Origin of the sequence: Streptomyces sp. NPDC001933 (assembly GCF_042890955.1) — a bacterium.
Classification (GTDB): domain Bacteria; phylum Actinomycetota; class Actinomycetes; order Streptomycetales; family Streptomycetaceae; genus Streptomyces.
Window position 1 is genome coordinate 186,087 of record NZ_JBIASS010000013.1, and the last position, 12,436, is coordinate 198,522.

Sequence of the window (12,436 nt, forward strand, 5' to 3'; positions counted from 1 at the left end):
CGGAGGACGCGAGGCGTCCCGGATCGACGTGGCGCCGCGAGACGAGGGCCGAAGTCGCGGGCATGGCGGTGAGCGTGTCAGCGGCTCCCGCCGGCGTCAACCGCGCTTCCGTACGGGCACCGTGGCCGCCACGGCCGCGCGGAACGGGCGGCATCACCGCACCCCGCCCCTCGATTCCGCCGCCGAACCGCCTCCGACCTGGGCACGGGCGTTTCTCGCCCAGTGGTACGCAGGCCGGTGGGGACGGGGCCGAGCGGCCCTGTGCCGGCAGCGGAATTCATTCGGCCGCAACGTACGGCCAGAGCCGCCGCGACGCACCGGCATGCGCCGACGGCTCCGCCCGGTGATCCCGCACGGCGACGGCCACGGGCAGTGACGTCCGGGGTCACTCCTCGACGAGCATCCCGTTGCGGAGCTTCCGCAGGATTCTGCTGATCAGTCGCGACACATGCATCTGGGAGATGCCGAGTTCCGCGCCGATCCGGGCCTGGGTCATCTCCTGGCCGAAACGCATGTCGATGATGCGACGCTCGCGTTCGTCGAGACAGCCCAGCAGTGGCGCGAGCGCGTGCAGATTCTCGACTGTCTCCAGGGCGGGATCCGGACCGCCCAGGACATCGGCGAAGGTGCGCCCCGGGGCATGGCGCCGCCCCGCTTCCGACGGATCGGCCGGCATGTCCAGCGAACCCGCCGCGTACCCGTTGGCGGCCACGATGCCCTCGGTGACCTCGTCCTCGCTCAGCCCCAGCTGTTCGGCGAGCTCCGGGACGGTGGGGTCGCGGTCGAGCTCCGTGACGAGCGACTCCTTGGTCCTGGCGATGTCGACCCGCAACTCCTGGAGCCGGCGCGGGACATGTACGGCCCAGGTGGTGTCACGGAAGAATCGTTTGATCTCCCCGGTGATGTACGGGACCGCGAAGGAGGTGAACTCGACCTCGCGGGAGAGCTCGAACCGGTCGATGGCCTTGATCAGCCCGATGGTGCCGACCTGGACGATGTCCTCCATGTCGCCACCGCCGCCCCGGTTGCGGAACCGTCCCGCGGCGAACCGCACGAGGGAGAGGTTCATCTCGATGAGGGTGTTGCGCGCGTACTGGTGGGTGGGGGTTCCCTCCTCCAGGGCCTGGAGACGGCCGAAGAACAGCCTGGACAGTTCGCGCGCGTCGCAAGGGGCGACCTTTCCCGCGTCCTCGATCCACGGCAGCCCACCGAGGTCCCCGGCCGGCACGTCCGCCGGTGTCGGGCCAGGGCCCTCCGCCTTCTTGGTACCGGCGGTCCGCGCAGTGTGCGCCGTCATCCCGTCACGCTCCCCAGGTCGTATCCCATGAGGTTGATGCGCCTGCCCCAGGAGGGAATTCCCATGCGCGACTGCGGAAGTCGATCACGTCACACGGCAGCGAATGGCCGGGATTCGCCGTGCTTCCCGTGATTCCCCGTCATGTTCCGGCACCCACACGGACCGGGCCCGCGAGAAAAGCGGAACCGCCCCACCGGTACGGGGGAGCCCGGTGGGGCGGTCGCTGTCCAGACTGCCACAGCCGAGGGGCAATGAGGACCGACCGGCGCATATCCAGCGGTAGTTGAGTCGAAATCGACGGTGTTCCGATGCCGATGTCGGAAGTTCGGGAGAAAGACGGCAACTTCGACCAGGAGACGGCTTCATCGCACCGAACCGGAGCCCGAACCCGCACCTCGGCCCGCACCCGAACCCGTACCTCGACCCGGATTCGAACTCGTACCCCGGCCCGAGCCCGTACCCGCATCCGCGCCCCCGACGACGGCCCCGCCACCGAGGCGTGGGGCCGCGATCGGCCGGCTGCGCGCCGCAGTGACGGCCCCCACCACCGGCATCGCCAGCACGGCCACGATGACGGGCCCGTAACCGCCTTCGGACGACACATCCATCACCACCACCTCACCGGCGGCCGACGCGGTCCCCACCACGAAGCAGACCAGGCCACGCACGAGGGCGGAACCGAGCAGGCGTGAAGGCGCGGCCGCCAGTACGGCGCCCGTCACCAGGCCCAGTGCCGCCCCCACGGCGAGGGAACCCAGCACGGCCACGAGTCCTGCCACGGGCTTCTCGAAGGTGCTGTCCAGCGGCTCCCCGGACAGCCCCGCCAGTGCGATCGCAGCCCACAGCACCGCGCAGATCCCGGCCGGAATCGCCCCGGCCCGGATGCCGAACAGCAGCCCACGACGCATCACGGCGCCCGACGCGCTCATCTGTTTCCCCCCGCCCGCGCATCGCGCGTCCACTGTCACCCGAAGCCCGGCCCCAGGCGACGCGCAGCAGTGGGGCCGCGACATCTTCGCAGGTCCGCGGATGCGGTCGGACGGCGCGTCCGAACAGACGGCGAACCGCTCCCGCAGCCCTCTCGCGTCCCGCTGCGGTCCTGTGGGCCATCATGTGGTGGACGGATGGCTCTGCCGAGGGGGGCACAGGTGATTTCCGAGCCGGAGATGGTGGACGAGTTCGGTGCGGTCGGGACGGGCGAGGTGGTGGGCGAGTTCGACCGGAACCGCGCCCGGGAACCCCGGCCGCGCCGCCCGTGGTGGTGGGCGGTGAGCGGAGCCGCGGTGGCTTCGGCCGTGTGGGCGGGCGCGTTGTACCTGCATCCGGTCGGTGACCGGAAGCCGGACATGCACGGTTACCGGCTGGACGCGAACCCGTGCCCGACCGCGCAGCTGAAGGCACTGGGCGCGGCGCTCGCACCGAAGGAGGACACCTCGGTGCTCGCACCGGAGCTCCTGAACGATCCGGTCCTGGACCGGGTGAAGTGCTTCATCCCCCTTCGTCCACTGGCCGCGAAGAAGCCGATCAGTAGTCGTTGGTACACCGACTACTCCGTCGCGATCACCGTGGCACTGCACAAGAAGTCCGACCCCGCAGCCGAATTCGAGGCGATGCGCGGGGTGAGCGATTCCGGTCCTGATGCCGGCACGAAGGTCGAGAAGGTTCCGAACCTCGGCGACAGCGCGTACGTGCTGACGCAGGACGACGGCTACGCGGAACTGCGGGTGCGAGAGGGCGGCGCGGTCCTCTCGCTGGGTCTCTCCGCCTCCGCGAATTACAACAGCGACGCGGGCGAACCGCCGTCCGATGACGGGCCGGACATCTCCGATCTCTCCCCGTACCGGTCGGCGATGATCAGCGACATGCGCGACCTGATGAAGAGCCTCAGGAGCTGACCTCGGAATCACCGACCCGTGAACGATTCAGGATCGTTGCGGCCCGATGAACGCGCTCCGCCCCGGGGAATACGTTGCCCGGACCAGCGCATTCCTGCTGCTGTGAGACCGGCGGCCACCCGGCCGCCGGTGCCGTGCAGCAGGAGAGAGGGAGCTCATGCCCAAGGCTTACGTGTTCACCCGCCACGGCGGACCGGAGGTGGAGGCCCTCATCGAGCAGGACGTGCCGGTGCCCGGCCCGGGTGAGCTGCTCGTCGCGGTTCGGGCGGCCGGGGTCAACCCGGTCGACTGGAAGCTGCGCACGGGGTACATCAGGCCCGGCAGCGAGCTGCAGCCCTTCCCCACCGTGTTCGGTAGCGAGGCCGCCGGGGTCGTCGAGGGCGTCGGCCCGGACGTCGAAGGGTTCGCGATCGGGGACGAGGTCTTCGGCAACCCGGTGACCGGCGGGTACGCCGAGTACACGCTGCTGCCCGTCGCCGTGACCGCGCACAAGCCGGCCGGGCTGTCGTTCACCGACGCGGCGGTACTGCCGGTCGCGGCGGCCACCGCGTACGACGGTGTGCGCCAGCTCGGCCTCGCCCCCGGCTCGGCCCTGCTGGTCACCGGCGCCGGGGGCGGGGTGGGCGCCGCGGCGGTGCAGATCGCCCGGCACGCGGGCATCCAGGTCGTCGGCGTCGCCGGTGCGGCCAAGAAGAAGTTCGTCGAGTCACTCGGCGCGGTGCACGTCGAATCCGGCCCCGGGCTCGCGGACCGGGTACGGGCGGCGGCCCCCGACGGTGTGAACGCGGTCTTCGACCTGGTCGGCGGCGACACCCTGCGGGCCGCGGCCACACTGCTCGGGGACCCGACGGCGCTGATCAGCGCCGGGGACAAGCCGCTGGCCGCGGAGCTCGGCGGTGCGGCCGTAGAACGGGCCCGCACCGCGGCGGTCCTCGACGAGGTGGCGGACCTCGTCGTCGATGGCGCCCTGCGTCCCCATGTGAACCGGGCCTTCCCGCTCGCCGGGGCGGGAGACGCGCTGCGGGCCGTGGAGAGCGGCCACACCCTCGGCAAGATCGTGATCGAGGTGGTCGCGTGAGCACGCCGGACGCCGTCGGCAGGCCGCACCCGCTGGACAGCCCGGTCCACGCCGCGCTGACCGGCCCGCACGCCCATTTCGCCGAGCGCCGCGGCCGCATCCTGCGGTACCGGCCGGACGTGGCCCCGTGGGCCGCGATCCCGGACACCCCGACGGCCGAGGACTGGGACGACGCGGCGGCGCTCGTCGGGCCCGGTGGCGCCGTCACCATCACGGCCTTCCGCGAGCCCCCGCCGGACGACTGGGAGACCGTCTTCCGGGCCGACGGCGTCCAGCTCGTCGACGCCGGGGTCGAGACGGCGCCCTTCTCCGGGGCCGTACGGCTCGGACCCGCCGATGTGCCCGAGATGCTCGAACTGGTCGAGCGCACCCGGCCGGGACCGTTCCTGCCCCGCACCGTCGAGCTCGGCACGTACCTCGGGGTGCGGCGCGACGGCGTGCTCGTCGCGATGGCCGGGGAACGGCTGCACCTGCCGGGCTGGTCCGAGATCAGCGCCGTCTGCACGGACGAGTCCGTACGCGGCCAGGGACTCGGCACCGGGCTGGTGCGTGCCGTCACCCACGAGATCAGGCAGCGCGGTGAGACGCCGTTCCTGCACGCCGCCTCCTCCAACACCAATGCCGTCCGGCTCTACGAATCCCTGGGATTCGTGCTCCGCCGCCGGACGTCCTTCCTCTCGGCGCTCGCACCGCAGCGGCCGCCGGCCCGCCTGCCGGGTCCGGGCGGCGTCCGCAGCGAGCGTGAGGCCCGCGCGGCAGCCGCGCGCTGAGCCACGGTGCGGGACCTTCGGCCCGGCGGCTCCGGGCCGAAGGGCACTGGCGGCCGCCCAGGTCGGGACCTTCGGCGCTGCCCGAGAGGCCGTAAGCCACGTGCGCCGCGCCTCGGAACCGGGTGCACTGGGAGGGAACGCCGGCACCGTGCCGGCAGGTCCCGGGAGGAGTCGGCCGTGATGATCCGGCCTCAGTGCCAGGCTGCGACATGTGGAGCGGCGCTCCCAGGGACGGACGCGGGGGAGGCGGCCGTTCTCGCGCCACGGGTCGGGAACCCGGCGCTGTTCGCGGGGCTGGCACTGCTGACCGTCCTGGTCGTCCTCCTGGACTTCCGGACCGGCAAGGACCTGCACCTCGTACCACTGCTGGTGGTCGTCCCCGCCCTCGTCTCCGTCTTCGGAACGGTCCGGCAGACCATGGGCGTGGCCACCTGGATCACGGCCGTCGTCGTGTGCTCACGCCTGGTGGCCGGCGGAACGTTCTGGGACACCGTCAGCAGCGTCGCCTTCACCGTGCTGGCCTGTTTCCTGGGGGTCGGTTCGTGCGTGCTGCGGATCCGCCACGCCACCGAGATCGCCAGGCTGCGCTCCGCCGCCGGGGCGCTCCAGCGCCAGATCCTGCGCCCGCTGCCCATCCTGACCGACCAGGTCCTCGCCCACGGCATCTACACACCGATCGAGGAGGACCGGCTGGTCGGCGGCGACATCTACGAGGTCGTCGAGTCGCCCTACGGAACCCGGGCGATCATCGGGGACGTCCAGGGCAAGGGGCTCGCCGCGATCGGGGTGGGCTTCGCCGTGCTCGGAGCGTTCCGGGAAGCGGCCATCCGGGAGCCCGACCTGACCGGGGTGGTCGACGCCCTGGAGGACGCGGTCGCCCGGCACAACGCGTTCACCGCACAGACCGGTGAGACCGAGCGCTTCGTCACGGCACTGGTGCTGGGCTTCGACGGGAGCGACCGGGTCCAGGCCGTCAACTGCGGCCACCTGCCGCCCCGGCTGCTGGACCAGGACGTGGTCCGCGCGCTCCCGCTGGACCACACGTTCGTCCCGCTGGGCATGGCGGAACTCGGCCACGAGGCGCGGGTCGCGGAACCTCTGGACCTCCCGGCCGGTGCCACGCTCCTGCTCTGCACCGACGGAGTGACCGAGGCCCGTGACCCGTCCGGCGCCTTCTACCCGCTGGACGCCCGGCTGAGCCGCTGGACGGAGCTGGAGCCGTTCGAGCTCCTGCGCGCGCTCCACGCGGACCTGGAGGCGTTCTCCGGCGGCGTACGACGTGACGACGTCGCCGTGATCGCGCTGCGCCGGGCACCGGACGGCACCCCGCACCGGACCAGGACGGCGGACCACGGCGCCCGCCGGGAAGCCTTCGCGTCCAGCGGCCGGTAACCGGCCGGGAAGGACAACCCGGTACGATCAAATGTCCCGACGAGACTTGTGTCGCGTCGGGACATTTTTAGGTGTACGGTGCACTTATGAATCCGGAACGGAAGACCCCGGAGCGACGGAGCCGCAAGGCCCGCAGAACCCGGGACGCACTGGCACAGGCCGCGTTCGAGCTCGTGCTCGACCGGGGTCTGAAGAATGTGACGGTCGAGGAGATCGCGGAACGCGCGGACGTCGACCGGCGCACCTTCAGCCGGTACTTCACCAGCAAGGAAGCCGCGGTCCTGGACTCGCTCCGGGGCGACGGCGACCGGATCAACGACGCCCTGCGGGCCCGCCCCGCCGACGAGCCCCCGCTCACCGCCTACCGCCGGGCCGTCCAGGACTGGCTCGAAGCCCCCGGAGCGCAGGCCTGGCACCGGCGCGAGCGGATCTTCGACCTGCTGGTCCTCGCCGAGCAGGAACCGACCCTCTACGCGGCGTTCCACCACATCCGGGTGGACGCCCAGGAGGACTCGGTCGCCATCGTCGCGGACCGGCTCGGGGTCGACCCGCGACGGGACATCCGCCCCGCCGTCACGGTCGCCGCGGGCGCCGGGGCACTCCTCGCGGCCCAGGCCGCCTGGGCACGCGCCGGGCAACCGGACGACCTGCCCCGACTGATCGGGCAGGCCTTCGACGCCCTCGCCGGCGAACTGCTCGCACAGCCCCCCGCCGGGCAGGCGCAGCACAGCACCACGGAAGGAAGCACAGAATCATGAGCACCACCCCCACCCCCGCCGACCAGGAATTCACCGGCAAGACCGCCCTCATCACCGGCGGAGCCTCCGGCATCGGACTGGCCCTGGCCCACCGGCTGGCCACGGGCGGAGCGTCCGTCGTAGTCGCCGACTACGACGAGGCCGGTGCCCGCAAGGCGGTCGCCGAACTGGAGAGCGCCGGCGCCAAGGCCGCCGCGGTCGCCATGGACGTGACCGACCCCGCCTCCGTCGAAGCTGGCGTCCGGTTCGCCGTGGACTCCTTCGGCGCCCTGCACCTCGCGGTCAACAACGCCGGCATCGGCGGCCCCAGCAACCCCACCGGTGAGTACGGGATCGAGGACTGGGACCGGGTCGTCGCCACCAACCTCAGCGGTGTCTTCTACTCGATGCGCTACGAGCTTCCCGCCATCGTCGCGGCCGGCGGCGGCGCCGTCGTGAACATGTCGTCGATCCTCGGCACCAACGGCTTCGCCGGATCGCCCGCCTACGTGGCCGCCAAGCACGGCGTCGTCGGCCTCACCAAGACGGCGGCCCTCGAATACGCGGACCGGAACGTCCGGGTCAACGCCGTCGGCCCCGGCTTCATCGACACGCCGCTGCTGCGCAACACCGACAGCGCGGCCCGCGACCACCTGATCTCGCTGCACCCGGCCGGACGCCTCGGCAAGGCGGAGGAAGTCGCCGAACTCGCCGCCTTCCTGCTCTCCGACCGCGCTTCCTTCATCCACGGCAGCTACCACCTCGTGGACGGCGGCTACTCCGCCTCGTGAGTGGCGGACAGGGGGAACGGGGGCGACTGGCGGACGGGGGCACGGGGGTGACCAATGGAGCAGAGAACGTGAGGAGAATTCCATGAAGGCCGTTCAGTACCGCACCGTGGGTGCAGCACCCGAGGTCGTCACCGTGCCCGACCCCGAGCCCGGCCCCGGCCAGGTGATGCTGAAGGTCACCGCCGCGGGTGTCTGCCACTCCGACATCGCCGTGATGAGCCGGCCCGCGGACCAGATCCCCTTCCCGCTGCCGCTCACCCTCGGCCACGAGGGCGTGGGCACCGTCGCCGCCCTGGGCGACGGCGTGAGCGGGCTCACGGTCGGCGAGTCCGTCGCGGTCTACGGCCCCTGGGGCTGCGGCACCTGCGTCAAGTGCGCCGAGGGCAAGGAGAACTACTGCCTGCGCGCCAAGGAGCTCGGCATCGCCCCGCCCGGACTCGGTGCGCCCGGCGCCATGGCCGAGTACATGATCGTCGACGACCCGCGCCACCTGGCGCCCCTCGGCGACCTCGACCCGGTCCAGGCCGTGCCGCTCACCGACGCGGGCCTGACCCCGTACCACGCGATCAAGCGCTCGCTGCCCAAGCTGGTGCCGGGCGCCACCGCCGTGGTCATCGGCACCGGCGGCCTGGGCCACGTCGCGATCCAGCTGCTGCGAGCCATGACGGCCGTCCGGGTCATCGCCCTCGACGTCACCGAGGACAAGCTCGCTCTCGCCCGCGCCGTCGGTGCGCACGAGACCGTGCTGTCCGACAAGGGCGCCGCGGCGAAGGTCCGGGAACTCACCGGCGGCATCGGCGCACAGGTCATCCTCGACTTCGTGGGCGCGCCGCCCACCGTCGCCACCGCCGGGGCCGCGGCCGCCATCGACTCCGACGTCACGATCGTGGGTCTCGGCGGCGGCGCGCTGCCGGTCGGCTTCGGCTCGCTGCCGTACAACACGACGGTGACCTCCCCGTACTGGGGATCGCGCTCCGAACTCGCCGAGGTGCTCGACCTCGCCCGCGCCGGATCGATCGAGGTCCACGTGGAGACGTACTCCCTGGACGAGGCGCCGCTGGCGTACGAGCGGCTGCACCACGGCAAGATCAACGGCCGCGCGGTCATCCTCCCCAACGGCTGACCGGCCGGGAAGCCCTCCTCGCTCACGGTCGTGCGGGCCGTCGCGGATTGCGGCGGCCCGCATCGTCATACTCGCGACCGATGCGCGGCGCGCCGCCCGAGGGGGAGACTCGGCGGATGGAATTCGTCGCGCTGATGACCCTGCCCGGACTCGTGATCGGGCTGACAGCGGTCGCCTTTCTCGATCAGCTGATGCTGCGCGCGGGCCGGGCGGGCCTGCTGCCGTGGCGCAACAGCGCGCGGCAGGGGCAGGTGTCGGCGACGGGGTTCGAGCAGCTGCACGCGAGCTTCTCGCCCGGCAAGCAGAGCGAGCTCAAGGAGCGCCGGAGCGCCCTGCTGATGCGCGACGACGAGGAGGACGGCGCTCCGCCCCACCGCTCCACCGTCGACCTGGACGGTGGCCGTGCCGTCATCCGCCTGCCCGACGGCGCCTCCCGGTAGCGGGCACCGGCCCCGGAGCGTCCCGGCTCACCGCGTCGCCACCAGGGGGCGCAGCGCGGTGCCGCGCAGCAGGACCACCGCCGGGGCGCAGCGCCGCGCCGCCGTCGTCAGCAGCCAGGCGGCGAGCGCGCCGGTCACCAGCCCGATCAGCACATCGTGCGGGTAGTGCACACCGATCCACACCCGGGACGCGGCCATCAGCACGGCGGCGGGCACCGCGATCGCCGCGAGCCTGCGGTCGGCCAGCCGGATCGCCGTCGCCGCGGCCGCCGCGATGGCGGCGTGGTTGCTGGGGAAGGACCAGTCACCGAGCGCCGGGCACGCCTCCACCGTCACGACATGGAGGGTCTGGCACGGCCGCTGCTCGTGGAAGAGCGACTTCACCAGGTCGTTGGCGAGATACGCGGCCACCACGACGAGCGGGGCGCAGAGCGCCATGGCGGTCCGCGCGGGATCGGTGGAGCGGGAGCGCCACCAGGACGCGAGCATCAGCAGGGCGAACAGGACGAGCCCGTAGTCCGACCAGATCCGGATGGCGGAGTCCACGACGGCGGGGGTGCGCTGGGCCAGCTCGCTGATCCAGGTGTACAGGCCGCCGTCGGTCGAGGTGGCGATGGAGGCGGTGGGCATCAGCTGTTCTCTCCTTCGGGGGTGCGCCGGCCCCGGGAGCGGAGCAGTTCGGCGGCGAGCGGGACGAGGGAGACCACGACCACGAGGGCGACGATCGGCAGCAGATAGCGGTCGACGTTCGGCACCGAGGACCCCAGCGCGTACCCCGCAAGGACGAGCCCGGCGGTCCAGACCACCCCGCCGACGGCCTGCCACAGGGCGAACACCCGGGCCGGGACGCCGAGTGCCCCGGCCAGCGGGTTGAGCACCGTACGCACGACAGGTACGAAGCGGGCCAGCACGATCGCCCGCGCGTGGCCGTATCTGCCGAGCAGTTCCTCGGCGCGGGCGGCGCCCTCGTGCAGCCGTTCGGAGCGGCTGCGGGCGAGCAGGGCCCGGCCGCCCCGGCCACCGATCCAGTAACCCGTCTGGGCGCCCAGCAGCGCGCCGGCCACCGCGGCGATCAGGACCTGCGGCCACGACAGGTGCACCGGCCCATGGGCGCCGGACACACAGAGCAGGCCCGCCGTGAACAGCAGGGAATCGCCGGGGAGGAAGAAACCGACGAGCAGTCTCGTCTCGGCGAAGAGGACGACGGCGACGCCGAGCGCGCCGAACGCCCCGAGCAGTGACCCCGCGTCCAGCAGGTTCACCGCCTGTGGCGCGGACACCAGTGACAATACGGACACGGTGGAGGGTCTCCCATAATGGTGAGCGGGCGACCCGACGGAGCGCCCGGACTGACTACAGTGATGTAGACGGTCTACATCGCTGTAGACGCCCGAAGGGCGAGGAGAGTTCCCATGTCCCAGGTGAAGGGGATATCGAGCGGCGAACCCGGCCCCCACGCACACGGCGAACCGGCATCGGGACCGGCATCGCACCCCGCCACTGCCGAACGGCGCCCCGCCGGCGAGCTGGAGTCCACGATCCTGGCGGCGCTGTGGGCCGCGGGAACACCGCTCACCCCGGGCCAGGTCCAGGGCGCGATCGGCGCGGAACTCGCCCGTACCACCGTCACCACGATCCTGTCGCGCCTGTACGAGAAGGGCGCGGTAGACCGCACCCGGGCCGGCCGCGGATTCGCCTACACGCCCACCGAGGACGAGCCCGGACTGACCGCCCGCCGCATGCACAGCGAACTGCGGAAGCAGGAGGACCGCAGCACCGTCCTGGCCCGCTTCGTCTCACAGCTCACCGACGAGGACGAGCAGCTGCTCCGGGACCTGCTCGACGGGGGGACCTCATGATCCGGGCCTTGACCGGGGAGCCCTCGTGATCCGCGCCGCCACCGCCATGACCGCCGCGAGCGCCTTGTCCGGGGAGGCCCAGTGATCTACGCCGTGTGGGTGCCACTGCTGATGCCGTTCCTGGCGGTGCCCGCCGCCCGCCGTCTGGCGGACGCGCTCTCGCCGGTGCGCGCCGTACGGCTGCTCGCCGCGACGGGCGTCGGCCTCGCCCTGTGCAGCGTCCTCGCCCTGGTCCTGCTCGTGGTGCCCGGCGCGACCCGGTTCTCCGCGGTCTTCGCCCTGGGCGAGCTGGTCAGACCGCTCTCCGACGCCGTCCCGGCGGCCACCGTGCCGCTGGCCGCCGCCGCACTGGCTCTCCTCGTGGGCTGCACCGCCGCCGTCGCCCGCGCCGCCCGCCGTCACTGGGCGGAGCTGCGCCGGGCCGGAGGGCTCGACGGGCGCGCCGACGGCGAGCTGGCCGTCCTGCGGGACAGCCGCCCCGACGCCTACGCACTGCCCGGCCGCCCCGGCACTCCCGGCCGCATCGTCGTCACCACGGGAATGCTGCGCGCCCTCGACCCCGCCGAGCGCGATGCCCTGCTGGCGCACGAACGCGCCCATCTCGCGGGCCGTCACCACCTCTTCGTCGCCGCGGTCGAAGCCGCCGCGCTCTGCCACCCGGCGCTGCGCTCCCTGAGGGCCCCCATGGGCTACGCCCTGGAACGCTGCGCCGACGAGGCGGCCGCCACCGCGGTCGGCGACCGGCGGATCGCCGCCCGCGCCATCGGCCGGGCCGCCCTCGCCGCACGCGCCGCCGAAGACGCCCCGCAGCCCCGCCCACGGGTGGCGCTCGCCGCCGCGGCCGGGCCCGTACCGCGCCGCGTCGCCGCACTCCTCGGCCGGAACACCGCACGCTCCCGCGTCGGCCGTGCCGCGGCCGCGGTGCTGCTGGCCTGCCTGGTCGCCTCCGGAGCCGCCGCGCTCGACGCGGCGAACGATCTGCACAGCAGCATCGAGGTGGCACAGGGCGAGGGCGCGCACCACTGACACGCTGATCCCCGCCGCCCGGTCGTCC

14 protein-coding genes are annotated in these 12,436 nt (G+C 72.8%); 10 read left to right on the forward strand and 4 right to left on the reverse strand.

The window, feature by feature from the left end; genetic code table 11:
• Positions 1-385 precede the first annotated feature (385 nt).
• Together ACFYY7_RS29010 and ACFYY7_RS29015 are read right to left on the reverse strand one after the other, a co-directional pair.
• The gene (locus ACFYY7_RS29010) at positions 386-1,297 is read right to left on the reverse strand and encodes a SigB/SigF/SigG family RNA polymerase sigma factor (RefSeq protein ID WP_388665923.1); all 912 of its coding nucleotides are present in this window, start codon (positions 1,295-1,297) and stop codon (positions 386-388) included.
• Between the two features lie 362 nt (positions 1,298-1,659).
• Positions 1,660-2,226: a hypothetical protein gene (locus ACFYY7_RS29015; RefSeq protein ID WP_388665926.1), complete on the reverse strand. Its 567-nt coding sequence runs from the start codon at positions 2,224-2,226 to the stop codon at positions 1,660-1,662.
• Positions 2,227-2,445: 219 nt separating this feature from the next.
• Between ACFYY7_RS29015 and ACFYY7_RS29020 the strand changes: the two genes are divergently transcribed.
• The 8 genes from ACFYY7_RS29020 to ACFYY7_RS29055 all read left to right on the forward strand — a co-directional run bounded on the left by ACFYY7_RS29020 (position 2,446) and on the right by ACFYY7_RS29055 (position 9,523).
• Entirely contained in the window at positions 2,446-3,192 is a 747-nt protein-coding gene (locus tag ACFYY7_RS29020; RefSeq protein ID WP_388665929.1) for a hypothetical protein, read from the forward strand.
• Positions 3,193-3,349: 157 nt separating this feature from the next.
• Positions 3,350-4,270 carry an NADP-dependent oxidoreductase gene (locus ACFYY7_RS29025; protein ID WP_388665932.1) on the forward strand — a complete coding sequence of 307 codons (921 nt, stop codon included), beginning with the start codon at positions 3,350-3,352 and terminating at the stop codon, positions 4,268-4,270.
• Positions 4,267-5,040, forward strand: coding sequence for a GNAT family N-acetyltransferase (locus ACFYY7_RS29030; RefSeq protein ID WP_388665935.1), 774 nt, complete (start codon positions 4,267-4,269; stop codon positions 5,038-5,040). The genes ACFYY7_RS29025 and ACFYY7_RS29030 overlap by 4 nt, the downstream gene beginning before the upstream one ends.
• Before the next feature lie 180 nt (positions 5,041-5,220).
• Positions 5,221-6,432 (forward strand): PP2C family protein-serine/threonine phosphatase, encoded by a 1,212-nt coding sequence (locus ACFYY7_RS29035; protein WP_388665938.1) that lies wholly within the window; start codon positions 5,221-5,223, stop codon positions 6,430-6,432.
• An 86-nt stretch (positions 6,433-6,518) separates the two neighbouring features.
• Positions 6,519-7,190, forward strand: coding sequence for a TetR family transcriptional regulator (locus ACFYY7_RS29040; RefSeq protein ID WP_351256278.1), 672 nt, complete (start codon positions 6,519-6,521; stop codon positions 7,188-7,190).
• On the forward strand, positions 7,187-7,960 hold the full coding sequence (locus ACFYY7_RS29045; RefSeq protein ID WP_388665942.1) for an SDR family NAD(P)-dependent oxidoreductase: 774 nt from the start codon (positions 7,187-7,189) through the stop codon (positions 7,958-7,960). Before ACFYY7_RS29040 ends, ACFYY7_RS29045 begins: the two co-directional genes overlap by 4 nt.
• A gap of 82 nt (positions 7,961-8,042) precedes the next feature.
• Entirely contained in the window at positions 8,043-9,083 is a 1,041-nt protein-coding gene (locus ACFYY7_RS29050) for an NAD(P)-dependent alcohol dehydrogenase (RefSeq protein WP_388665945.1), read from the forward strand.
• A gap of 116 nt (positions 9,084-9,199) precedes the next feature.
• Positions 9,200-9,523 carry a DUF6191 domain-containing protein gene (locus tag ACFYY7_RS29055; protein WP_388665948.1) on the forward strand — a complete coding sequence of 108 codons (324 nt, stop codon included), beginning with the start codon at positions 9,200-9,202 and terminating at the stop codon, positions 9,521-9,523.
• Between the two features lie 27 nt (positions 9,524-9,550).
• On the opposite strand, the gene ACFYY7_RS29060 is transcribed toward ACFYY7_RS29055, so the two are convergent.
• Together ACFYY7_RS29060 and ACFYY7_RS29065 are read right to left on the reverse strand one after the other, a co-directional pair.
• Positions 9,551-10,153 (reverse strand): phosphatase PAP2 family protein, encoded by a 603-nt coding sequence (locus tag ACFYY7_RS29060; protein ID WP_388665951.1) that lies wholly within the window; start codon positions 10,151-10,153, stop codon positions 9,551-9,553.
• On the reverse strand, positions 10,153-10,812 hold the full coding sequence (locus ACFYY7_RS29065; RefSeq protein ID WP_388666118.1) for a DedA family protein: 660 nt from the start codon (positions 10,810-10,812) through the stop codon (positions 10,153-10,155). The genes ACFYY7_RS29060 and ACFYY7_RS29065 overlap by 1 nt, the downstream gene beginning before the upstream one ends.
• A 123-nt stretch (positions 10,813-10,935) precedes the next feature.
• Here ACFYY7_RS29065 and ACFYY7_RS29070 point away from each other — a divergent pair, with 123 nt between their 5' ends.
• Both ACFYY7_RS29070 and ACFYY7_RS29075 read left to right on the forward strand, forming a co-directional pair.
• Positions 10,936-11,382, forward strand: coding sequence for a BlaI/MecI/CopY family transcriptional regulator (locus ACFYY7_RS29070; RefSeq protein WP_388665954.1), 447 nt, complete (start codon positions 10,936-10,938; stop codon positions 11,380-11,382).
• A gap of 81 nt (positions 11,383-11,463) precedes the next feature.
• The gene (locus tag ACFYY7_RS29075; RefSeq protein ID WP_388665957.1) at positions 11,464-12,408 is read left to right on the forward strand and encodes a M56 family metallopeptidase; all 945 of its coding nucleotides are present in this window, start codon (positions 11,464-11,466) and stop codon (positions 12,406-12,408) included.
• Positions 12,409-12,436: the final 28 nt, after the last annotated feature.

Excerpts from the sequence above, each read along its gene's own strand:
- ACFYY7_RS29045 (WP_388665942.1), top strand. The coding sequence starts at position 7,187 with ATGAGCACCACCCCCACCCCCGCCGACCAGGAATTCACCGGCAAGACC.
- ACFYY7_RS29025 (WP_388665932.1), top strand. The coding sequence starts at position 3,350 with ATGCCCAAGGCTTACGTGTTCACCCGCCACGGCGGACCGGAGGTGGAG.
- ACFYY7_RS29035 (WP_388665938.1), top strand. The coding sequence starts at position 5,221 with ATGATCCGGCCTCAGTGCCAGGCTGCGACATGTGGAGCGGCGCTCCCA.
- ACFYY7_RS29060 (WP_388665951.1), bottom strand. The coding sequence starts at position 10,153 with ATGCCCACCGCCTCCATCGCCACCTCGACCGACGGCGGCCTGTACACC.
- ACFYY7_RS29010 (WP_388665923.1), bottom strand. The coding sequence starts at position 1,297 with ATGACGGCGCACACTGCGCGGACCGCCGGTACCAAGAAGGCGGAGGGC.
- ACFYY7_RS29070 (WP_388665954.1), top strand. The coding sequence starts at position 10,936 with ATGTCCCAGGTGAAGGGGATATCGAGCGGCGAACCCGGCCCCCACGCA.
- ACFYY7_RS29055 (WP_388665948.1), top strand. The coding sequence starts at position 9,200 with ATGGAATTCGTCGCGCTGATGACCCTGCCCGGACTCGTGATCGGGCTG.
- ACFYY7_RS29050 (WP_388665945.1), top strand. The coding sequence starts at position 8,043 with ATGAAGGCCGTTCAGTACCGCACCGTGGGTGCAGCACCCGAGGTCGTC.
- ACFYY7_RS29040 (WP_351256278.1), top strand. The coding sequence starts at position 6,519 with ATGAATCCGGAACGGAAGACCCCGGAGCGACGGAGCCGCAAGGCCCGC.
- ACFYY7_RS29015 (WP_388665926.1), bottom strand. The coding sequence starts at position 2,226 with ATGAGCGCGTCGGGCGCCGTGATGCGTCGTGGGCTGCTGTTCGGCATC.